18 protein-coding genes and 1 pseudogene are annotated in these 22,041 nt (G+C 39.2%); 13 read left to right on the forward strand and 6 right to left on the reverse strand.

Annotated features, from left to right (window positions below; genetic code table 11):
• Positions 1 to 192: 192 nt before the first annotated feature.
• From J0M37_08940 to J0M37_08950, 3 genes are all read right to left on the reverse strand, one after another.
• A complete protein-coding gene (locus tag J0M37_08940; GenBank protein MBN8585209.1) occupies positions 193 to 558 on the reverse strand; it encodes a nuclear transport factor 2 family protein in 366 nt (121 codons plus the stop codon).
• A 142-nt stretch (positions 559 to 700) separates the two neighbouring features.
• Positions 701 to 3,151, reverse strand: a complete 2,451-nt coding sequence (locus J0M37_08945) for a T9SS type A sorting domain-containing protein (protein ID MBN8585210.1) — start codon at positions 3,149 to 3,151, stop codon at positions 701 to 703.
• Between the two features lie 72 nt (positions 3,152 to 3,223).
• Positions 3,224 to 4,981: an agmatine deiminase family protein gene (locus tag J0M37_08950; GenBank protein MBN8585211.1), complete on the reverse strand. Its 1,758-nt coding sequence runs from the start codon at positions 4,979 to 4,981 to the stop codon at positions 3,224 to 3,226.
• 154 nt (positions 4,982 to 5,135) lie between these two features.
• On the opposite strand from J0M37_08950, the gene J0M37_08955 reads away from it, so the two are divergent.
• The 13 genes and pseudogenes from J0M37_08955 (at position 5,136) to J0M37_09015 (ending at position 16,945) form a co-directional block, all read left to right on the forward strand.
• Positions 5,136 to 5,906 carry a YggS family pyridoxal phosphate-dependent enzyme gene (locus tag J0M37_08955; GenBank protein MBN8585212.1) on the forward strand — a complete coding sequence of 257 codons (771 nt, stop codon included), beginning with the start codon at positions 5,136 to 5,138 and terminating at the stop codon, positions 5,904 to 5,906.
• Between the two features lie 75 nt (positions 5,907 to 5,981).
• Positions 5,982 to 6,596, forward strand: coding sequence for a DivIVA domain-containing protein (locus J0M37_08960; GenBank protein ID MBN8585213.1), 615 nt, complete (start codon positions 5,982 to 5,984; stop codon positions 6,594 to 6,596).
• 205 nt (positions 6,597 to 6,801) lie between these two features.
• Positions 6,802 to 7,596: a purine-nucleoside phosphorylase gene (locus J0M37_08965; protein ID MBN8585214.1), complete on the forward strand. Its 795-nt coding sequence runs from the start codon at positions 6,802 to 6,804 to the stop codon at positions 7,594 to 7,596.
• 28 nt (positions 7,597 to 7,624) lie between these two features.
• A complete protein-coding gene (locus tag J0M37_08970; protein ID MBN8585215.1) occupies positions 7,625 to 8,455 on the forward strand; it encodes a purine-nucleoside phosphorylase in 831 nt (276 codons plus the stop codon).
• A gap of 78 nt (positions 8,456 to 8,533) precedes the next feature.
• Positions 8,534 to 9,460, forward strand: coding sequence for a homocysteine S-methyltransferase family protein (locus tag J0M37_08975; GenBank protein ID MBN8585216.1), 927 nt, complete (start codon positions 8,534 to 8,536; stop codon positions 9,458 to 9,460).
• 150 nt (positions 9,461 to 9,610) lie between these two features.
• A complete protein-coding gene (locus J0M37_08980; GenBank protein MBN8585217.1) occupies positions 9,611 to 10,036 on the forward strand; it encodes an arsenate reductase ArsC in 426 nt (141 codons plus the stop codon).
• Between the two features lie 352 nt (positions 10,037 to 10,388).
• Positions 10,389 to 10,715 carry a winged helix-turn-helix transcriptional regulator gene (locus tag J0M37_08985; GenBank protein MBN8585218.1) on the forward strand — a complete coding sequence of 109 codons (327 nt, stop codon included), beginning with the start codon at positions 10,389 to 10,391 and terminating at the stop codon, positions 10,713 to 10,715.
• A 61-nt stretch (positions 10,716 to 10,776) separates the two neighbouring features.
• Positions 10,777 to 11,697, forward strand: coding sequence for an arsenite methyltransferase (gene arsM / locus J0M37_08990; GenBank protein MBN8585219.1), 921 nt, complete (start codon positions 10,777 to 10,779; stop codon positions 11,695 to 11,697).
• A 99-nt stretch (positions 11,698 to 11,796) separates the two neighbouring features.
• Positions 11,797 to 12,870, forward strand: a pseudogene (arsB, locus tag J0M37_08995) (ACR3 family arsenite efflux transporter).
• Positions 12,871 to 13,178: 308 nt separating this feature from the next.
• Positions 13,179 to 14,258 (forward strand): recombinase RecA, encoded by a 1,080-nt coding sequence (recA, locus tag J0M37_09000; GenBank protein ID MBN8585220.1) that lies wholly within the window; start codon positions 13,179 to 13,181, stop codon positions 14,256 to 14,258.
• Between the two features lie 194 nt (positions 14,259 to 14,452).
• Positions 14,453 to 15,076, forward strand: a complete 624-nt coding sequence (locus tag J0M37_09005) for a RecX family transcriptional regulator (protein MBN8585221.1) — start codon at positions 14,453 to 14,455, stop codon at positions 15,074 to 15,076.
• An 18-nt stretch (positions 15,077 to 15,094) separates the two neighbouring features.
• The gene (locus tag J0M37_09010) at positions 15,095 to 16,180 is read left to right on the forward strand and encodes an AI-2E family transporter (protein MBN8585222.1); all 1,086 of its coding nucleotides are present in this window, start codon (positions 15,095 to 15,097) and stop codon (positions 16,178 to 16,180) included.
• 150 nt (positions 16,181 to 16,330) lie between these two features.
• Positions 16,331 to 16,945, forward strand: a complete 615-nt coding sequence (locus J0M37_09015) for a hypothetical protein (GenBank protein MBN8585223.1) — start codon at positions 16,331 to 16,333, stop codon at positions 16,943 to 16,945.
• A gap of 214 nt (positions 16,946 to 17,159) precedes the next feature.
• On the opposite strand, the gene J0M37_09020 is transcribed toward J0M37_09015, so the two are convergent.
• The 3 genes from J0M37_09020 to J0M37_09030 all read right to left on the reverse strand — a co-directional run bounded on the left by J0M37_09020 (position 17,160) and on the right by J0M37_09030 (position 22,029).
• Positions 17,160 to 18,506: a DUF1501 domain-containing protein gene (locus tag J0M37_09020; GenBank protein MBN8585224.1), complete on the reverse strand. Its 1,347-nt coding sequence runs from the start codon at positions 18,504 to 18,506 to the stop codon at positions 17,160 to 17,162.
• Positions 18,507 to 18,567: 61 nt separating this feature from the next.
• On the reverse strand, positions 18,568 to 20,409 hold the full coding sequence (locus tag J0M37_09025) for a DUF1549 domain-containing protein (GenBank protein MBN8585225.1): 1,842 nt from the start codon (positions 20,407 to 20,409) through the stop codon (positions 18,568 to 18,570).
• 72 nt (positions 20,410 to 20,481) lie between these two features.
• On the reverse strand, positions 20,482 to 22,029 hold the full coding sequence (locus tag J0M37_09030; protein ID MBN8585226.1) for a hypothetical protein: 1,548 nt from the start codon (positions 22,027 to 22,029) through the stop codon (positions 20,482 to 20,484).
• Between the last annotated feature and the right edge of the window lie 12 nt (positions 22,030 to 22,041).

The following is a 22,041-nucleotide window of genomic DNA, read 5'->3' on the forward strand; positions in this document are numbered from 1 at the left end:
GACCGAATTTCAGCGAAGCTGTAATTCGCGAAGGATCTCATAAATAGAGCCATTATTAACAGCAAAAATCCGGCAGGTTTCAAAACCTGCCGGATTTAATTTTATATATTTTCTATTTTTTGTTTATAACTTTTTATTGGTCGCCCTAAGCGGAGTCGAAGGTCAATAAATACCAACTCTGGATAAAAAACCCTATGCAAACAGGGGAGTATTATCGATAAATATTAAATATCTTTTAATCAAGTCGCCTTCCATATAAAATATATTTGTGAAGTTTACCGGCACTACTTTACCATCAAGCCTTGTGTAGGTAACTTTGCCTTCCCAGATAATGTGATCGCCTGTATTCCAGCAGTTCGGGATTTCATGTTTACTGCCGCCAATCATTCCAAAGAACGCAGCAACATAATCTTCAATGTTTTTCCTGCCGAATACCGGCTCTGCATTACCAAACCTGAATTCACCGTCTTCCGTGCAGAACTCTGAAAATCCTTTTGCATCCTTTGCGTCAATAGTTTTGCCTATTGATTCAATCCATGCTCTTGTATCTGTGATCATTTATATTTCCTCTTATTATATAATAATTAATAGTTTATGATTACCACAAAGATATTTGTCATAAAATTAAAATAAAATGAAAAACAAAAAGCCTGCTTAATTTAAGCAGGCTTTAGTTTAATTTTTGCCTTTTGCCTTCTTTTTACTTCACTATCAGCATCTTCTTTACATCACTGAAGTCACCGGTTTCAATTCTGTACAGGTACATACCGCTTGCGTAATTGGTTGCGTTGAAATCAAGCCTGTATCTGCCGGGTGACATATCCTGGTTAACAATTGTTTCAACTTCTCTTCCAAGCAGATCATACACTGTTATCTTTACAACACCCTGTTTTATAATATCAAAATTGATATTTGTAACCGGGTTGAAAGGATTCGGGAAATTCTGATGCAGCTTATATTCCGTTGGCAGCTCACTGGAAATATTCTGTATACCGATCGGTACGGTCCATCTTGCTGTTTCTACTATCGGGTTCCTTATCAAAACAGATACAGCAGTATCATTTCCCGTGCTGTCAGAGCTCGTATAAGAGCCTGTACCATTGCCTGTCCAGCCTCTGAAAGAATATGGTGTGCCGTTGAAAATTATATTTCTGGAAAGAACGCCAAACTGAACAGTTGAGCCTGAATCGCTGTAACCATCGCCAAAAGTATTTGCTACCGATGATACTACTGCTACCCTGAACTGAATTTTATAATTTGCTGTTAAAGTTGTATTGCTGTTAATTGTAACCTGGTGAGTTGTATCACCGTTATCAGACCAGTTAACAAACACATACCTGTTGAAACCAACTGTCTTTGGACTTATAGCCTGCACAGTCACCTGTGATCCGTTGGGAAAGACCAGGCTTTGAGACGAGTTATACTGAACCCCGTTTACTTTGAATTCACAAATATTGCCCCTGTTAGTCCCGATATTAAGGTATGAAGAGTTAACCAGCAGGTCAACTGTTCTTATATGAATATTTGAGCCATTAAGAGAGCTTCTGCCTCTTATATTTAATTTGTAATTTCTGGGAGTAACACTTCCAACAGCTTTTACTTTTACTGTAACTGAATCAGGAAAAGCAGATATTGAATCCTTTCCGTTAGCGAAAGTTATCTGCAGGCTGCCGCTCTGCGGCAATGTATCAACATAAGCGTTGAACTTAACCCGCTCATTGAACTGTCCTTTTATTCCCGGTATTGTTACTGTAAAAGTTGTGCTGTCACCATTCTGCAAATTCCTGAAAGCTGGACTTGTTGTCATAGCGTAATCAGGATAGTATCCTACATAACTTCTTAAACTGTTATTCCTGCCGTCCATCCACACATTATAGCTTGTATTGCCAATTGCGGAATTACCTATATAATCACCGATATATTTTTCGCCGCCAGGCTGGCCAACAGCCATGCTGTTTGGATTAAATGATACATCAGAAACATTTTCATTGGTCATAAAGCTGTTCCCGCCGTTAGTAGAAACTGCGGCGTAAAGCCTTGTCTGCAGATTGCTTGCTTCATCCATACGTGAATCATACCAGCAGACAAAAACTTTTCCTGTTGCATTATCAACTGATACAGATGGCAGCCACTGGTCTGTTATTGTTGCGTCATCGTTCACTCTTAACGGCGATGTCCAGTTAACACCATAATCGGTTGATTTGATAAGAAATACATCTGCGTTATCGGGTCCGGTCGGATTTGCCGCAAACACCACATAAACATTTCCTCTTGTAGCTGTAAAACTGTTATCAGCTGCCATTCTCGGGAATTCATTGTTCCTGATGCAATCCTTAACAGTATATCTGCCGGCACAGAAAACCCCCGGCGGATTTACAACTGCGGCTACTACCTGGGGTGTAAAATTCACACCGCCATCAGTTGATCGGTTGACATATATACCGCCGCCCTGTGTTGAAGCAAAATATACGCTGCCGCCCTGTACATTACCGTTGGGTCCGACTGAAACATAAGCGCCCTGACCGCCAATAAATGTTTGCGGAGTTGACCAGTTCACCCCTCCGTTTGTGCTTCGCACAAAACGCATGCCAGTTTCGCCGAACTGCCTCCAGCAAACATATACATTATTGCTGTATGGACCCGCTGTCTGGTCTGCGGTTATCCATTCCTTATCACTTAACCCTGCTGTTGTATTGTAAACGTTGTAAGGACCAACCCAGTTAACTCCTTTATTAGTAGTTTTCATAACTGCTATGCCGTAGGTTGAACCGTTCTGGTACAGCTGTGCGTAATAACAAACGCCAAGACTGTCATACGCCATAACAGGATCACCTAAAATGCTGAACCCTATAAATGTTGGACTGTTTCTAATCCAGTTATATCCATCAAGAGTGTAATATAACCCGTTGGTATTGAATGCGCATATGCTGTTAAGCTTATCTCTTGGGTTTGTAGCAATATACGGCTCGCCAAAATCTGTGCCCAGGAAAATATTATCGAAGCCGTTGATTATTTCAACCTGGCTACTTGTCCCGTTCGGAGAAACATTCAAAAACGGGGGAGGCACTGCTATTGATTGCTGCTCTGAAAACTGTGAATATACATTTGAAACGCATAAAGCAATAAAAAAGAACAATAATGCTTTTTTCAATTTGTGATTGTTTAGTTTTATGGATAAATTTTTAATTGAGCCTAAAAAACTTTTTGAACTTTGGTAAATAATTTATTTTACCAGTATCATTTTTTTAACTTCCGAATAATTCCCGGCATCAAGCCTGTAGAAATATATTCCGCTGGCGAAACCCGAAGCATTCCACTGGTAGCTGTATGAACCTGCTGTCATATACGCGTCGGTTATCTTCAATACTTCTTTGCCTGTTATATCATATATACTCAGCTTAACATTTGTATTTTTTGCTATATCAAACTTTATCTTTGTAACCGGATTGAACGGGTTAGGATAATTCTGATGCAGTGAAAATCTATCCGGAATTCCCGCTGCTACTGGTTCAATACCCGTTACGTTTGTAACTGTGAACTGGATATTTCCCCTTGGAGCTGGCAGCGGTTTTGTTACAGTCTTTCCGCTTACCGATGTTGCAGATATATAGTAATATACCTTAGTATTCAGGGGCTGAGCGGGTATATTCGCTCTGAATGTATCGCCGATGTTTGTCATATTTACCTGTGTAAATCCGCTTGCTGTATCAAGTGACCAGTACATTCTTGCATTTGCGATACCGCTTTTATGCTTTATATACGCCTTTACTTCGTAAGGCTGTGAAGTATTATTAGTGTTTCTTAAAGCTGAGTGTGATATGAATACTGGCTGGTTTACGCCTATTTCCTTGGTAATGCAATGTATAGCGCCAAGCGATGGAATTATCGCATTGCAGTCAATTCCAACAACATTATATCCGGGCAAAGCCTGCCTGTAAATTCTTAGAGCAGTTGTATCATACTGAAGTTCATAGGTTGGTACAATAACTGTTTTATTTACAAAAACTGAATTTGTATATGTTCTGTAATTTCCGGTTGGCGGATAGTTGCCGTTATGCGGCGGCATTGGTATTCTTAAAACTTTGTACGGCTTACCAAAACAGGTCTGAAAGTTATTCAGCACATACTGAAGGTTCAGCTCTATTTGCGGACCGTCTGCTACGCCTGTTGGGTATTGGCCCACAAGCAGCGTCTCTTCATCAAGCAGTTTCATATGCATATCAATATGATGAATCTGGTCATAAGGCAGTATATCCATTTTAATATACCTGCTTATTCCCATATATGAATTCATAATGCTGTTTATCTGGCTTTCAGTTTTAACTGATACGCCGTATGGATTTCCCGCGCCGTTTTCTGTTAATATCAGTTTAGATGCGAAAGCTGTGCCGTGTCCATCAGCCATGAAGTTACCGCCTGTATTTACAAGGTCATTCGGTGCAATTAAGGTCTGGTGTATCGGCACTCCCATTGTATTGGCAATAAATACCGGTGTAGCGTCATCCTGCGGACGCGCTGTGCGGTTATACTTCCAGTCTATAATTCTTAAAGTATCTATATTTTGTGAATAAACCGTCCACGGACCGTAATCTCTGCACCATATACTGTTGAATGAAGTTATCAAAAATTTCAGATTGGTAAGCGGTACTCCGCCGTTTGTCAGGTATGTTTTCACAGCATTTGAATCTGAACATATAATATACACCATACATTCTTCCTGGGCATAATCTACTATCTGTCTTAAAATTGCAGTCTGCGCCGTCCATGTAATCTGCAGTGCCTGCAGTTCTTCCCATTCAGCCATTGTTCTAACCGGACCCGGCGGGGGATTAGGATCCATTAACACCGGAGGTGTTGGATTATTTCTTAAATATTCCATTTGCTGTAATTCCAGAGCAGTTGGGTAATGAGGAAGGAAACTTTCCTGTGCGAAGGCTTTAAATGCAATAAATATTGCAAAAATCAGTAATACTTTTTTCATAAATTTTAATGATATTGGGCGTAATAATACGTAAATTTATTCAGTGTTACAACGAATATATTTAATCAAACATTAACAATATTATTTATATCTTTTTATTCCAATTAATCAGAATTTTTCATTCTTTCTGATAAAATACTATTTATCTTGAATATTGCCTGTTGAAATGATATTTTTACAGGAATTCTGTAATATAACGGAAAATTTGGGCGGGCAATACGATTATATAGAAAATAACCTGTTAAAGATCAAACAGAAGATTTCCAGGGTTTGCGGCAGTATAGAGCGCGATCCCAAAGAAATATATATAATTGCAGTCAGCAAGACTTTTCCTGCTGATGCAATTGGTTCAGCATTGGATTATAACCAGCTCGATTTCGGTGAGAACCGTGTGCAGGAACTGCTTCAAAAGGAACCTGAGTTCAGGGATAGAATTATTCACTGGCACCTGATCGGTCATCTGCAGACTAATAAAGTAAAGTTCATAGTTCCTTTTGTTTTTATGATACACTCTTTAGACAGCCTTAAGCTTGCACAGAAAATACAGGCTGAAGCTGCGAAGGCTGAGGTTAAGATCAAATGCCTGCTGCAGGTTAATACATCAGGTGAAGATCAGAAATCAGGCTGTGATCCCAAATACGCATTGATGCTTGCAAAGGAAATTTCGCAGTTCGAAAATATCAAGCTGAAAGGCTTAATGACTGTCGGCAAAATTATGAATAACGAAAAAGATCCCGCTGAGCGCGAAATTGTCAGAGGAAATTTCAGGCAGTTAAAGGAATTATTCGAAGAGATAAAAAGCCATAATATACCCGGGGTTGATATGAAGTATCTATCAATGGGTATGACATCAGATTATGATATCGCAATCGAAGAAGGCTCAAACATGCTGCGCATCGGCTCAGCAATCTTCGGAAACCGTTAATTTGAATTACAGCAGCAGAAGTTCAAACGAAAAACAAACTATCAGCAACAACATACACTAAAAGGGAATAATAAAATGAGACTATCAGCAATCGACATCAAAAAACAGGAATTCAAAAAAACGATGAGAGGTTACGATGTCAGCGAAGTTGAAGCATATCTTGATACTGTTGGCAATACCGTTGAAAACCTGTTCAGGGAAATAGAAATGCTCAAAGAGCAGGCAGCAAAGCTTACTGAAGAAAAGGAAGAGCTTACTTCAGAGATCAATGTTTACCGCGAAAATGAAAAAACTTTCCAGAAGGCTATTGTGAAGTCACAGGATATGGCTGAGGATATACTTGATAACGCCAAGAAACGGGCGGAGCTTATCATAAAGGAAGCTGAGATACTTTCAAGCAAAACAAAGGTACAGGCTCATGAGGAATTCCTGAACTTAAGGCAGGAGCTCGAAGAGCTGAAAAATAAAAATGAAGCTGTAATTGATGACATTAAAAATTACCTGGTTGAAAAGCTCAATTCCATCGAAGAATACCAGCGCAATAGGAAGATTTTTAAGCTTGAAAATAATATTGCATCTATGGAACAAGTTAAAGAAAGCGAACCTGTCAGAGAAGAGCTTCCTTCCAATACTTTCGGTCTCAATTTGGGCAGCTTAAATATGGGACTTGATGACCAAAGCAGCAAATAATAATAAGTAAATAAAACCGAACTCCTGTTGTTGGTCTTTAATTGCTTTTGCATACAATAATTGCCACGACCTTAAGGTCGTGGTTTAGTTTTACGAAAATATTCAGGCTTTAGCAGCTAATTTTGAATTTTGATTTTTAATCTCAAATTGATTTAATTCAAATACCACATTAAAATTGAGAAAAGTTCTTCGTAATGATGACCATATAAAAGCTACCCATGATTTTTTGCAGAATCATACAGGCGGTTATACCGCCGATGTTGGTATAATACTCGGCACTGGACTTGGTGGACTGGTAAAAGATATCAACATTCACCACCGCATCGATTACAAGGAAATTCCGCATTTCCCGGTTTCTACAGTAGAATCTCATCACGGCAATTTGATACTGGGAGAAATTTCCGGCATGAACGCCGTTGTAATGCAGGGCAGGTTTCACTATTACGAAAATTATTCCCATGAAGAAATTACTTACCCCGTCAGGATAATGAAACAAATGGGTGTTAAAGCTCTGATAGTTTCAAACGCCTGCGGAGGGTTGAATCCGGTTTATAAAAAAGCTGACCTGATGATAATGCGCGATCATATAAATTTCCATTATGATAGCCCGCTTAAAAATTTTAAATTCCCCTCTTATAATAAACCGCTTTACAGCAGTGAGCTGATTGCCCTTGCTGAAAAAGCTGCGCTTATGAATGAAATAAGCGTTCGCAAAGGTGTGTACCTTTCCCTTCACGGTCCCGCCCTGGAAACCAAAGCGGAATACGCAATGGTGCGCAAATTCGGTGCTGATGCCGTGGGTATGTCAACCATTCCTGAAGCGACTGTTGCTTCGAATCTCGGTATTAAAACACTTGGACTTTCAATTATAACGGATATGGGATTACCCGATACTCTAAAGCCTGCTGTACTTGCTGAAATATTGGAAGCAGCAGCCGAGGCTGAGCCCAAAATGACACTGCTTACACGCAGGACAATTGAAATGCTTTCTTTTAATTAAAATTATGTTCATTTTATACACTGATTAAATGACAGAACAGAAAAACCAAATTAAGCTTTCCGCTGATTTTATAAAAGCAAGCTCACCGTTTAAAAGCAAAGCAAGCTTTGCGGTTATTACTTATAAAGATCCCTCGTTTTTGAAGGATTACAAAATTGTAAAAAAGATCAGGTATTCTGATATTCCCCCTGCATTCAACACCGGTGAAAATGAAGGCGGAGAATTTATTTTTGCCGGTTCTAAAGATGGAAAAAAGAATTTTTATATTTTAAACGGTCATCTTAATTTTTACAGCGGTTACAGTATGCGCGAAACCGCGCACCCGGTTTATGTTTTAAATGAGCTTGGGGTAAAAAATGTTATTGTTGTTGATGAAGCAGGATTCTTAAATCCACGTTTTAAAACCGGGGGAGTAGCCCTTGTTTACGATCATATTAACCTCATGGGTGATAACCCGCTGATAGGTGAAAATGACAGCACTCTTGGTACAAGATTTCCTGATATGAGCGATCCTTACGATGAAAAATGGTATAATAATATTTCCGTATTTTTAAGGGAAAAGAAGTTTGAATATTTTCCTTCGGTTTACCTGGGTGTTACGGGACCCGAAACCGAAACAGAAGCTGAATGCAGGTTTTACCGTGAAACAGGCGCTGATATTCTTGGCTATTCACTCGTTCCTGAAAATATCGCAATGGTTCATGCTGGAATGAAATGCGCTGCATTCTGTATGCTTACCCGTGAGCTTGTTGCAGATAGACTCAAAGAAATTTCACCCGAAGAAAAAAACAAGAACAGGGCAAAAGCTGAAAAAGCATTTGCTCCAATACTGGCTGATCTGATCAAACAGATTGACTAAGTGGAAAAATAAATTTAAGAATATCCTCCCCCCTCTCCCTCCGGGAGAGGGGCTGGGGGGTGAGGGTCTATAAATATTATGGGCGCATTAAAAGAATTACTCGCAGCCGGCAGGACTATCATACTTGATAGCGCTATGGGAACAGAGCTTCAGACAAGAGGATTAAGCGTTAAGCTGCCTTTATGGAGCGCGCAGGCACTGATAGATAAGCCGGATACTGTACGGCACATCCATATCGATAATATTGATACAGGCGCTGATATAATCACTACCAATACTTTCCGTACCCAGCGAAGGACCTATGAAAAGGCAGGGCACAGGTATAAAGAAATGGATTATACCGATACTGCGAAACACTTCACAGCAGACGCAGTTGATCTTGCTAAAGATGCTGTAATGATAGCTGCCGAGGAAGATGAAGTTATGGTTGCAGGCTGTATTGCTCCCCTTGAAGACAGCTACCGCCCTGATCTTACCCCCGATACCGATACACTTTGCACTGAACATTACGAACACATGAAAAATCTCGCAGATGCCGGGGTTGATCTTTTTATAGCTGAAACTATAACGAACATCCGTGAAATTTCAGCGGTTCTGAACCAGCTTCATAAATTCGGGCTTGATAATATTTTGAGCATTACTCCGCGCAGTGATAAAGAATTATTTTCAGGTGAACCGTTAAGCGAAGCTGTCAGCATTATCAATAAATATACACCGGATATTTTAAGTGTAAACTGCATTCACCCGCATATGGTTGAGCCTGTTATAGCACATTTAAAAACACTGACTGAAATTCCGCTGGGTGTTTACGCAAATATCGGCGATCCAAATTATAAGGCAGACCCCAAACATAAAGAAAACGACCCGATGAAACGCACCGTTTCACCGGATGAATATTTAAAGTATGCGCAGAAATGGAAATCAATGGGTGTCAGAATGATAGGCGGCTGCTGCGGAACGAATCCGCTCTACATTGCGAAACTAAGCTCGCTAAAGAAAAAATAATTCGTTTATAATAACTTGAGCCTTTCTTGGAGTGCATTGACTGTGTCAGTGCTGATTTACTTCACTTTACGAAACTTCAGTTTCGTAAGGATTAATTTAACTTATCTTCCCTTAACATTTTCCTAACAATAAATTTTTATTTTTGCAGATATGGATAAAATTAAGGTATTATTCGTCTGCATTCACAACAGCGCGCGGAGCCAGATGGCTGAAGCTATTATAAATCATTATTACAGCGAGAAATTTTCGGCGGAATCCGCCGGCTTTGAAGCCGGCTCACTGAACCCGTTTGCCGTAAAAGCAATGGGGGAGTGGGGTATAGATATTTCAAAAAATAAAACCGATATTGTTTTTGATCTTTTTAAAGAGGGCAAAATTTACAGCTATGTTATTACAGTATGCGATGAATCGAACGCTGAACGCTGCCCGGTTTTCCCTGGTATAACAAAACGGCTGCACTGGTCTTTCCCGGATCCTTCTGCTTTCAAAGGAAGGGATGAGGATAAGCTTCTGTTTACAGAAAATGTCCGCGATAAGATCAAAGAAAAAATTGATGAATGGGTGAGATCATTTTAGGTTTTTAATTTCTATGAATTGTAGTTAGTTTTAATTATTAAATGAATATAATTTCAGATTCAATTATTACATGCCCCGATTGCGGATTTCAAAAGAAGGAAATAATGCCGCAGAATTCCTGCCTGATTTTCTATGAATGTTCAAAATGTAAAACTATATTAAAACCTAAGGTAGGAGATTGCTGTATCTTTTGCAGCTATGGTTCGGTAAAGTGTCCGCCAATACAGTTAAGTAAAGGTTGCTGCAATTAGCAAACAACATAAAGTAAAGTAACTCGAAATTAAGGGATAAATTAATCCCTTTTTTTATAATTTCTTTATCGTAATATTGCAATAAGACAATAAGGAAATATATGGGACTCACTAAAACAGATAAATTCACAACAGAACAAAATGAGCTTGCGGCATTTGCCAAAGCATTGGGACACCCGGCAAGAGTGGCTATCATTGAATACTTATCAACGCAGGCAAGCTGTGTTTGCGGAAGTATAGTAGATGCAATACCGCTTGCGCAGGCAACAGTTTCGCAGCATTTAAAAGAGCTTAAAAACGCGGGACTCATACAGGGAAATATTGAAGGCAATTCAATTTGCTACTGCCTCAATCCCGAAAAATGGAAAAAGTTCAAACAAATGCTTGAACCAACTTTCACTCACACAGAAAAACCGGTTTGTTGTTAAATATAAATTAATTAACTGTATAGACTTGCCGCTGGCACGTCTCAAATAAATTGTTAAACAAATGAACACATTAGAAGAAACAAAATCAAAAGAAAAATCCTGCTGCGGACCCGAATGCTGCAGCGATGATACAATAGATACAGCAATTCTTGAAAAAGATCTCACAAAAGAAAAATCAGAAGAAGAGCTTAAAGAAATAGTTAAAGAGCAATACTCACAAATCGCTTTACAGTCTAAAGAGCAAAACGAATCATCATGCTGCGGCTCTACATCATCCTGCTGCGGCGATAATACTACCTACACAATCATGGCTGATGAATACAAGCATCTGAAAGGTTACAATCCCGATGCAGATCTTGGCCTTGGCTGCGGCTTGCCGACTGAATTCGCTAAGATAAAAGCCGGGGATACAGTTGTCGATCTCGGCTCAGGTGCAGGCAATGACTGTTTCGTGGCAAGAGCTGAAACCGGCGATACCGGCAGGGTAATAGGAATTGATATGACCCCCGCAATGGTAGATAAGGCCAAAGCAAATTCAGCAAAGTTAGGTTATACGAATGTTGAGTTCCATTTGGCTGAAATAGAAAACATGCCTTTGCCAGATAATACTGCAGATGTTGTTGTTAGCAATTGTGTAATGAACCTTATCCCAAACAAAGTAAATGCTTTCCGCGAAGTTTACAGGATAACCAAACCCGGCGGGCATTTTTCTATTAGTGATATAGTTCTTACCGGTGATCTTCCGCTTAAGATGAAAACCGCTGCTACAATGTATGCAGGATGCGTATCAGGAGCTGTGCAGAAGGATGAATACCTTGAGATCGTAAAGAATGCTGGATTTAAAAATGTAACTATCCAGAAAGAAAAGCTCATTACCATCCCTGACCAGATTCTGCTTGATTACATGACAATTGATGAAGCTAAGCAGTTCATCAGGTCCGGAAGCGGAATATACAGCATCACAGTTTACGCAGAAAAATAAGTAATATCTTTTTGTAGAGACGTCCCGCTGGGACGTCTCACAGCTTTAACAAGTTATTGATTAAGATTTAATAGTATAATTTCAAATTATTGATAGTTTATGTCAGCAAATAACTGCGCTCCGGCAGAACGAAAACATTTAAGCTTCTTAGATAGATTCCTGACTTTATGGATCTTCATTGCAATGGGTATCGGCGTTGCCGCCGGGTATTTTATACCCGGTACCGCTGATTTTATCAATTCATTTTCTTCAGGCACTACAAATATTCCTATTGCAATCGGGCTGATACTTATGATGTACCCGCCTCTTGCAAAAGTAAAATATGAAGAGCTTGGAAAGATATTCCGGAATTATAAAATTCTCGGCTTATCGCTCGTTATGAACTGGGTCATTGGTCCGGTTTTGATGTTTTTACTTGCTGTAACTTTCCTCAGTGATATGCCGGGCTATATGGTGGGCTTAATAATGATAGGCCTTGCGCGCTGTATTGCAATGGTAATAGTATGGAATGAGCTCGCAGACGGCAGCCGTGAATACGCGGCAGGCCTGGTTGCCTTCAACAGTATTTTCCAGGTTCTCTTCTACAGTCTTTTTGCATGGCTCTTCATCACGATATTTCCGCCATATTTCGGGGTAACCGGACTTGAAGTTAACATCAGTATCGCAGAAATTGCACAAAGTGTATTCATTTATCTTGGCATCCCATTTATTGCCGGATTTTAAAGCAGGTATATTCTTTTAAAGCTTAAAGGCAGGCAGTGGTATGAAGAAAAGTTCATACCAAAAATAAGTCCCGTAACACTGATAGCCCTATTGTTTACTATCGTTGCAATGTTCAGCTTAAAAGGTGAAATGATCGTTAGCATTCCAATGGATGTTGTAAGGATAGCTATACCTTTGCTTATTTATTTTGCTGTTATGTTTTTCATAACATTCCTTTTTGGCAGGGCATTGGGGGCCGATTATTCGCAGAATGCTGCACTCTCATTCACAGCAGCCGGAAATAATTTTGAGCTGGCAATTGCTGTCAGTATCGGAGTCTTCGGTATATCAAGTCCCCAGGCTTTTGCAGGAGTTATCGGTCCGTTAGTTGAAGTCCCTGCACTCATCCTCCTCGTCAACGCCGCCTTCTGGCTTAAAAAGAAATTGTACGATAAAAAGAATTCTCTGTAGGCTTTATGGCTTGCCTGTCGCCCTTGCAGAAGATAACAGGTTACCAATTCATCAAATGTTTAATTTTCTATATATTCTTATAATTTGTAAAATTCGTGCAATTCGTGGTTATTTCTTTATCCAAAAAAGTATCATCTCATGATACACATATCCCATGATTAACCCCTATTTTTGTTTATTAAAATAAGTATTAATTAATTATATTCGCTGAAATCACAAACAAAATATTGTTTCCATACCTGCAAATTGCGGGATTTGTATAGTTTGGAAATTCAGCAATAAAAAACTATAGAAAGGTTTTACCCAAAATGGCAGATAACGAAAAGCTCCGCTCTTTACAAATTGCTATAGACCAGATAGAAAAATCGCATGGCAAAGGCTCAATAATGAAATTGGGGGATGGCGTCATTACAAAAATTGATGCAATTTCCACAAGCTCAATATCACTTGATGCAGCCTTAGGCGTAGGCGGTGTACCCAGGGGAAGAATTATTGAAATTTACGGACCAGAATCTTCGGGTAAAACAACTATCTGTCTGCATATAATTGCTGAAGCGCAGAAAAAAGGCGGCCTTGCCGCTTTTATTGATACCGAACATGCGCTTGATACAGGCTACGCTAAAAAGCTTGGTGTTGATGTTGAAAACCTGCTTGTTTCACAGCCTGAATACGGTGAGCAGGCTTTGGAAATAGTTGAAACACTTGTCCGCAGCAATGCCCTTGATATAATTGTGGTCGATTCAGTTGCCGCGCTTACACCAAGAGCTGAAATTGAAGGAGAAATGGGCGATTCACACATGGGACTCCAGGCCCGTTTGATGTCCCAGGCTCTCAGGAAATTAACCTCGGCTGTATCAAAATCAAATCTATCGCTTATGTTCACAAACCAGCTCCGCGATAAGATCGGTGTTATGTTTGGCTCCCCTGAAACCACAACAGGCGGTAAAGCGCTTAAGTTTTATGCGTCAGTCAGACTTGACGTTCGCCGTATCGCACAGATTAAAGACGGCACAAATGTAATTGGTAACCGTACAAAGGTTAAGGTTGTAAAAAACAAAGTTGCTCCACCGTTCCGCGAAGTTGAGTTTGATATCATTTATAATGAAGGTATATCAAAGCTCGGTGATCTTGTTGATACAGCAGTTGATATGGAGATCATCAAAAAAGCAGGCGCATGGTTCAGCTACAATGATCAGCGTATGCAGGGAAGGGAAGGCGTGAAAAACATGCTGACTGAAAATCCCGAGCTGCTTGCTAAGCTTAACAACGAGGTCCGCGAAGCAATGGGAATGGATGTATCATCTGAAGCCGCCGGAATAGAACAGCCTGTTAGCGCTAACGGCTCAAACGGCGAAGCAAAACCAAAAGAAAAAGCTTCGAAGAAATAATGTTCTTTTGTCATTCTTGCGAACGCAGGGATCTTTAACAATTAAATAGTTATTATTCGGCTTTACTATTTGTAGAGACGTCCCGTTGGGACGTCTCTTTTTTATTCGTCTCCTGGTCTTTCAGCTTCACTTTATTCGTTCTGAATAAATCGGTATAATTGTATTGTAAATTTTAAATATAGATACTCTCTGATATGCTCATCACCAAAATAGAAAAACAGAAAAAGAACAATAAGCGGTATAATCTGTATATCGCTGATGAATTCTATTGCGGTTTGTATGATGATACTATCCTTAAATTCGGAATTGCCGCAGGCGATGATATCACCGAAGAAAAGCTGTTGCAAATCCGTGAATTTGATGAATACATTTACGGCAAAAAAATTTCCTTCGATTACCTTTCTTACCGCATACGTACTGTTGCTGAGATCAAAAAAAAGCTTAAGTCCAAAGATATATCACCGGTAATTATTGATAAGGTCATTAACCACTTAAATGAGCTTTCGCTTGTAAACGATGAAGAATTTGCCAAACAGCTTATCACCGAAAAGATCAAAAATAAGCCCGCGGGCAAACGCCTGCTGCAGCAGAAGCTGTTTGAAAAGGGAATAGCAAAACAGGTAAGTGAAAATGCTCTTAATAAATATCTTACTGATGAAGCTGAAAAACAAATGGCTCTGAAAGTATATGATAAATTAAAACCTAAGCTTAAAGGAGCGGATATACAAAAGGCTAAACAAAAAATTTATGAAACGCTGGCGCGCAAAGGATTTGAATACTATATTATTAATGAAATTATCCGTGAAAAAGCCGATTAATATCATTAAATTTACATAATGAAAACAATAAAAAATGAAGAGCGCTATGCAGGTGAATTTAATGACCCTGTAAAACCGCTCAGCGGAATTGCGAAGATCTTCATTCTGCTTATTCCTTTGCTTATAATTGCAGCATTCATTGCATTTTTTACGGATATATTTATAGCACTTGTAATGTGCCTGCTTTTCGCGCTTGTACTAAGCCCGTTTGTTGATTTTATCCAGGGTTTTGGTTTGGGCAGGTCAGTTTCTATATTGATCGTTTATGCTGTAATTGGCTCTGCTTTATATTTTGCTTTCAATATGATAGCTCCCGCATTTGTTGAACAAAGCGAATCGCTTACCAAGTCTTATAAGGAATTCCGTGTATCTGAAAAGCTGAAGGATACTGAGAAATGGATAGAAAAAAATGTTCCATACCTTAAAAAAGGTGATGTTGGCAAAGAAATTGAAGCTTCTGTACGCTCTTCATTCACAAAAGCTGAAGATATAATTTCCGGGGTTGTTTCAACAGTCCTTTATATAATAATTATACCTTTTATAACATTTTTTATCCTTAGAGATAGGCAAAAGATCAAGAACGGACTTATAAGTATTGTTCCAAACCGTTATTTTGAAATGACCATTAATATTATAGATAAAATAGAAAAACAATTAAGCTCATATGTTCGTGCATGGCTGCTGGATGCGTTTATACTCGGACTCCTTTCATTCATTGGGCTAAGCATAATGGGTGTCAATAACGCAATTATTATCGGAATGGTAGCCGGCGCAGGACATTTAATACCGTATGCCGGACCCGTTGTTGGCGGTGTGCCCGCTATACTTATTTCGATTATTCAGTACGGTGATTTTCATATGGTGCTTCCAATTGTAATACTATTTACCGTGATCTATATTCTTGATAGCTCATTTATCCAGCCTTACCTTTTCAGTAAAGGAGCTGAAATGAACCCGATAGTTATTATTGCGTTAATCCTTATTGGCAACCAGATCCTCGGCGCATTTGGCGCATTGATAGCAATACCTGTTGCAACAATTCTAAAGGTAAGCGCTAAGGAAACAATAAACGGCTTCCGGAATTATAAACTTGGGTACTATTGATATTACAAAAAACTTTTGCGAGCGAAGCGAAACAATCTCATTATTTTTATCTTCACGGAGTCTATCTAAAAGAAAGGGTTATATTAAATTTTCGATATTACAAAAACAAAATTATAAAATAATTAATAAATTTAAATTTAAACATATTATATGGTTATAAAGCTTAAGAATTCTTATCCCAGTATTCACGGTTTGCCGGTGATACACTCAGTTGATACCGATATTTTTGATCTAACTTATTTTATGAAGTGCATGGAATGCACTTTCTGCAAAGACCAGTGCTGCGAGTGGGGCGCTGATATTGATATGCAGAACGTTTCGCGGGTTATGAAATACAAAGATGAGCTTGAAGCGTTTACAGGGATAAAATCAGAGCGCTGGTTCGATGAATCTGAAAAAGGAACTGACCATGAATACCCCGGGCATGATTACATGCGTACAACTTATGATGAAGAAAAAGATTACTGCATATTCCTTAATACAAAGGGCAGGGGTTGTATGCTTCACAGTTTTGCGCTTAATAAAGGCATAGACTACCACGAAATAAAACCTTTTTTCTGTTCAATGTTTCCTGTCACATATATGGATGGAGTACTTATGACACCCGAAGAAATTGATGAAGGCTTAACAGCCTGCCTGGGCGAAGGTCCGACTTTATACCAGGGGTCACGCGATGAGCTAAAATTCTATTTCGGCGAAGGATTGATCAACGAGCTTGATGAAATACAGGCTCAAAGACCGCCTGTAAAAAAAGAGGCGGTATAAGATAAAATTAAGGTATTTAGCTTGTGCCACAAATACCTTTTTAAATCATTGTCATTCTGAACGAAGCGAAGCGGAGTGAAGAATCCAGACTAAAAAGCTGAATTATTGGATATGCTCTACATTCATAATTTTTAAGACTTTTATGTTTACGTATAGTAGCTTCAAAGAAGTACTCTGTGTATTAAAAATCTTAGCGCCTTTCTGTGAAAAATTCTTAGCTTACCAACTCCTCAATCACACTTCCTTCATTCACATACTTGAGCGGCCTGCCCTGGGGTGAGTGTATCACTTTATTATAGTCAATCCCAAGCTGGTGAGAAAGCGATGCAAACAGGTTCCCCGGTGTAACCGGATTCGACACTATCTGATTTCCGTCATCATTTGTTTCACCGTAAACCCTGCCGCCGCGGATTCCGCCGCCCGCAATTGCGCATGCAAATGCGTCGGGGTAATGATCGCGTCCTTCATTTGCATTTATTGCCGGAGTCCTGCCAAACTCACCCATGCATAATACAAGTGTCCTGTCAAGCATTCCACGCTGTGATAGATCCTGCACAAGCGTTGAAAACGCGGGGTCTAACTTTTTGCAGAGATTCGATACCCGTGTAAAATTATCCTGGTGAGTGTCCCATCCGTCAAGCGTTACTTCTACGAACTTAACGCCTGTTTCAACCAGTCTTCTTGCCATCAAACAACCCTTGCCGAAATTATTATCGCCATAGGCTTTCTTCAGTACATCCGGTTCTTCGCTTATATCGAACGCTTTAATTAACGGTGAGTTCATCATCTTAACGGATTTTTCATAGATCAGCTGATGTTCTTTAATATCTTCAAGTCCTTTTTCCTTGTAAAATGAATCTTCCATTTGGTTCAGTAATTTCATTCTTTCAGCAAACCGCGTATCATCAACATCTTTGAACTTTGCTATATTCTGCAGCGGCTTGGTAACATCTTTAATTACATAAGGGGAAAATTCCTTCCCTAAAAACTCCGCACTGTAGCTGGGTCCGGTTAAGCTTACAAAGTACGGCAGGTCAAACTCCTTCGCTCCGCCAAGCTCTTTGGCTGTGATTGCCCCGAAGCTGGGGTGCTTTACTACACCTGTAGGCGGATAAGATGTATGCATTAAATAACTCGCGCGGTTATGATTGCCTTCTTTGCTTGTTAATGTCCTTATCAGCGTAAGCTTTTCCATCTGCTGTGAAAGCAGCGGCAGATTCTCTGCAAGCTCGATACCCGTAACATTGGTCTGTATAGCTTTAGTCGAACCTCCGTTCTTGCTTTTTGTTTTAGGTGAAAATGTCTCGAACTGAGAAGGCGCACCGGCTAACCAAAGCACAATTACACTATCAGCCTGGGCGTTCAGTGGATTCATAAATGATAACCCGGGATTCTTAGCCGCAACATTCTTAGCAATACCGAATTTCGAAAATATTAACCCGGTTGAAAGCGCCATGCTCAGCGAAAGGAATTTCCTGCGTGATATTTCCACTTCATCTTTATGGCCATTGCATCCGCAATGCTCTGAAAATTGCTTTCCTTTAATTTTATTTTGTTTCATAATATAATTTATAATTTATTGCCCCCCTCTCCTTTTAGGAGAGGGGCAGGGGGTGAGGTCATCAATGATTAAACACAAACTCACTGCTGTTTATCAATGCCCATTGCAGGTCCTCATATCCATCTTCTTTATCGCCCGCTGTTTTTAATGCATTTTCCATTTCCTTCTCATTAGGGAACCTTCCCAGTGTGTTCAGGTAAAGCAGGTTAATTCTCTGCTCCGGATCATTTTCTTTATTCATTATTTGAGATATAAAATTTCCCGGTTTCTTCTCTGTTATCTTCTCTGTTATATCGCTGTTCATCATAAGTAACGCTTGTGTTATAGTGCCTGAAAAATCTTCAGCTTCATTCATTTCGTCATCTTCAAATGTATATACAAAAAGCTGCAGTATTCTGAACCTTATCTTCGCAAGCTCTTCATCGCTTTTATTTTTCATATTGCCTGTTGTAAAGTAACCGCTTGATGATAAAAGTGAGTTTGAAAGCTGTACAGGGTCCATTGGCCTCAAAACAGCCCTTGAAAAATACATTCTGTCATCTTTATTAGTGCTGTTTGGCGTTGAAGATAGCTGGTAAGCTTCAGTATTGGCAATTAACCTGAATAATGATTTTATATCAAAATTACTTTTTACAAATTCGTCCGCAAGCATCTCCAATAACTCAGGATTCGAGCCTTTTTCACCTGCAGTCATATCGTCAACAGGATTTATAAAACCATACCCGAAGAAATGCTTCCAGAACCTGTTTACGAATGCCCGCGCAAGCTGTTTTTGTTCTGTTACAGCGATGTTTTCAGCAAGCAGACTTCTTCTGTCAACCCCAGCATCACCTGATATGGAAGCTCCGCTTAAAAATTTAGGGTAGGCAGTTCTTTTAGTCCCGTTCTCTTCATAGGTTATTTGTCCGTTAACCGCATCCCATACCAGCAGGTCAGGCTTAAAAATGGAATCACTCATCCTTTGTTTCAGGCTGTCAATTGCCCACTGGGGAGGGATATTCCTTTTCTTTTCTACCTTATTCTTATTCTTGGATTTGTCCTTCTGTTTCTTCTTTACATTCTTATGCTCTTCCTTATTCATCATCTCTTCGTTCATATCATTGCTGCCTTCCATATTGCTTTCCATTTCTATATCTCGGGCTTTTGTGATCTGCTTTTCCATGCGGGTTATGGCATTGGTTATCTTCTGCGCCTGGTCTTTTTTTAGCAGAGGCAGTACCTGCCTTCTTGAAAAAAATGATGCAACACCGTAAAAATCCTCCTGTGTAATTTCTTCATAGGGATGTTTATGGCACTGTGCGCATTGGATCTGCCTGCCTGTAAATGTTTTCATTACACTGCCGGCGGCATCTTCTGGAGTTTCAAATCTGCCCATATACAATGCATACGGATTTGTAGTAACAAATCCCTGCGCGCTTATCAGCTTCTGAACAAACTCGCTGTATGGCCTGTTGGAATTGAAATTTTCTGCAAACTCTTTTCTTACATGGTTATATGTCGGTGCCTGAACCTTACGCTTTGCGTCATAAGAAAATAGTATCTGCATCCAGATATCAGCCATGTACCCGCCGTATTCTTCCGATGCAAGGAGCTCATCTATCTTTTCAGCTCGTTTGTTTTTGTTTTTACTCTCAAGAAAAACTTTTACTTCATCGGCATTGGGTATTCTGCCTGATACATCAATATACAGCCTTCTTAAAAATTCCGCATCGCTGGTTTTCTTTGATCCTTCAAGCCCGTTTTCCTTCCATTTCTTCTCTATCAGCCTGTCTATATCACTAACACTCAGCCTGCTTACAGAAGCATCTGCAGTTAAAAATATAAGAAGTGTAATGAACGCTATGAACAGGAGATAAACAGAAACTATCAGTCTTGTATTATTATTTACCCGGGTTATTGCCATGTTTTTGCATATGTTTAATTATTTGTACCAGACTTCTGGTATAGCTATATGACAATATTATTAATTTTTGGTTTAATCCTGGGTATAACCTTTTTTGTTAATGATATCAATATACGCTTTTCCTGTAATTTTGCCTTCAAGCCAAGCATCAAGATCGATAACATGAAGCAAGCCGGGTTCTGTATCTTCAGCGTTTTTAAGCTTTAAACGTGTTTCTTTGAAGAGTTCCTTAAGCTCTTTTTCTTCGCTAACGCGGTTTCCTTTTTTTAAGAATTCAAATACCAGTTTTTCGAAGCTGCTCGGTTTTTTTCTCTTTTTTAAATACCTGTAGGTCGACCGGATGTAATATTCCAGTGAACCCATGTTGCCAAGCTCATAATGAACCATAAGGTTTATTATTCTGCATGAAACCTGGATATCTTCTCGCAGCTCAAATGCTTTTGAATTAAATATCCTGTTAATATGATGTAAGGAATTATCGAACATTGAATTCGCAAAATAAACTGATGAGGCTATAAAATCTGTTACTATGATCTCATCCCTGAATGATGAGCTTTCATTCAGTCTCGTTATTTCGATAAGCTGACTGATAACTTCTAGGTTCTTTTCATTTTTTCCGTATGCTGAATTAATATTCATGATCCCCATAAGTGTTCTTACTTTCAGAAAATTTCTGATCTTCGGCGGCGAATCCTCAAGCAGTTTATCCTGTTCGTTCTGAAGCCTTGAAAAGTAATATTGAGCGTCGCTTATCCTTCCTTCAGCATTTGAAATGTGCAACAGTTCCTGCATGATAAGGATATATTCATAAGCCGAAGCCTGTTTATTTTCTTTGGAATCACCGAATAATTCCAGGCAGTCAATACCGTAACTGTATGCTGCTTTTGTTTTGCCTGAAAGATTATTAATGAAACAGTGCATTAAAAGATATATCACCCTGCTTTGAAAATATTTTGCGTTTTTGTAATTTTTAAGAAGCCTGTTTGATAGAAGCTTATTCAGTGTATTTCCGGGTTCAGTAACTCCTTCAATACCTTTTGCCGTTGCGTGAATTACCATCCTGTCATACAGCTTCCTGTATTCAGAAATGTTCTTCATTTTATCAAGCACTTCCTGTTCCTCGTCATAATTTTTCATAAGTACTTCCGAGACTTCATTCAATGGTGTGTTAACGCGTAATGCAAGTCTTTCAGTCCGTATAGCTTCCATTAGCTTAACCGGCTTGTCATTTCTTTCAGCAAGCTCTTTGGCTTTGTTTGTTATTTTTAAAGCCTGTGAGTATAAACCACGCCTGTAAAGTATTACAGCATTATTTATCATCATGCTCAATTTAATTTCAATATTATCTTCTGAGTAATAAAGATTAAGAGATTTCAGAATGTTGTTATAAAGGTATATCTTTGTTACCCCAAGCTGTTTAACAAATTTTTCGTTGCTGTACCGTTCTTTGATTTGTTTATCCGTATATGCAGGATCTTTGCTGAAGCTTTCAATTCCTTCGAATAATTTTCTGAATGTACTGTTATTCTTGTAATGCCTTCCCGAAAATTTTTTAAAATAAGCTTTTTCTGTCGGTGTTAAAGAGCTTATAAGCTGAAAAAGGTCGTTTTTTGGTTTCATTTGAGTTCTAAT

The organism is Ignavibacteria bacterium (assembly GCA_017303675.1).
GTDB lineage: Bacteria > Bacteroidota > Ignavibacteria > Tepidaquicellales > OLB5 > OLB5.

Bases quoted from the DNA above. Each gene is read 5' to 3' on its own strand.
- J0M37_08940 (MBN8585209.1), bottom strand. From the start codon at position 558: ATGATCACAGATACAAGAGCATGGATTGAATCAATAGGCAAAACTATT.
- J0M37_08950 (MBN8585211.1), bottom strand. From the start codon at position 4,981: ATGAAAAAAGTATTACTGATTTTTGCAATATTTATTGCATTTAAAGCC.
- J0M37_08960 (MBN8585213.1), top strand. From the start codon at position 5,982: ATGAGACTATCAGCAATCGACATCAAAAAACAGGAATTCAAAAAAACG.
- J0M37_08970 (MBN8585215.1), top strand. From the start codon at position 7,625: ATGACAGAACAGAAAAACCAAATTAAGCTTTCCGCTGATTTTATAAAA.
- J0M37_08975 (MBN8585216.1), top strand. From the start codon at position 8,534: ATGGGCGCATTAAAAGAATTACTCGCAGCCGGCAGGACTATCATACTT.
- J0M37_08980 (MBN8585217.1), top strand. From the start codon at position 9,611: ATGGATAAAATTAAGGTATTATTCGTCTGCATTCACAACAGCGCGCGG.
- J0M37_08985 (MBN8585218.1), top strand. From the start codon at position 10,389: ATGGGACTCACTAAAACAGATAAATTCACAACAGAACAAAATGAGCTT.
- arsM (MBN8585219.1), top strand. From the start codon at position 10,777: ATGAACACATTAGAAGAAACAAAATCAAAAGAAAAATCCTGCTGCGGA.
- recA (MBN8585220.1), top strand. From the start codon at position 13,179: ATGGCAGATAACGAAAAGCTCCGCTCTTTACAAATTGCTATAGACCAG.
- J0M37_09005 (MBN8585221.1), top strand. From the start codon at position 14,453: ATGCTCATCACCAAAATAGAAAAACAGAAAAAGAACAATAAGCGGTAT.
- J0M37_09010 (MBN8585222.1), top strand. From the start codon at position 15,095: ATGAAAACAATAAAAAATGAAGAGCGCTATGCAGGTGAATTTAATGAC.
- J0M37_09015 (MBN8585223.1), top strand. From the start codon at position 16,331: ATGGTTATAAAGCTTAAGAATTCTTATCCCAGTATTCACGGTTTGCCG.
- J0M37_09020 (MBN8585224.1), bottom strand. From the start codon at position 18,506: ATGAAACAAAATAAAATTAAAGGAAAGCAATTTTCAGAGCATTGCGGA.
- J0M37_09025 (MBN8585225.1), bottom strand. From the start codon at position 20,409: ATGGCAATAACCCGGGTAAATAATAATACAAGACTGATAGTTTCTGTT.
- J0M37_09030 (MBN8585226.1), bottom strand. From the start codon at position 22,029: ATGAAACCAAAAAACGACCTTTTTCAGCTTATAAGCTCTTTAACACCG.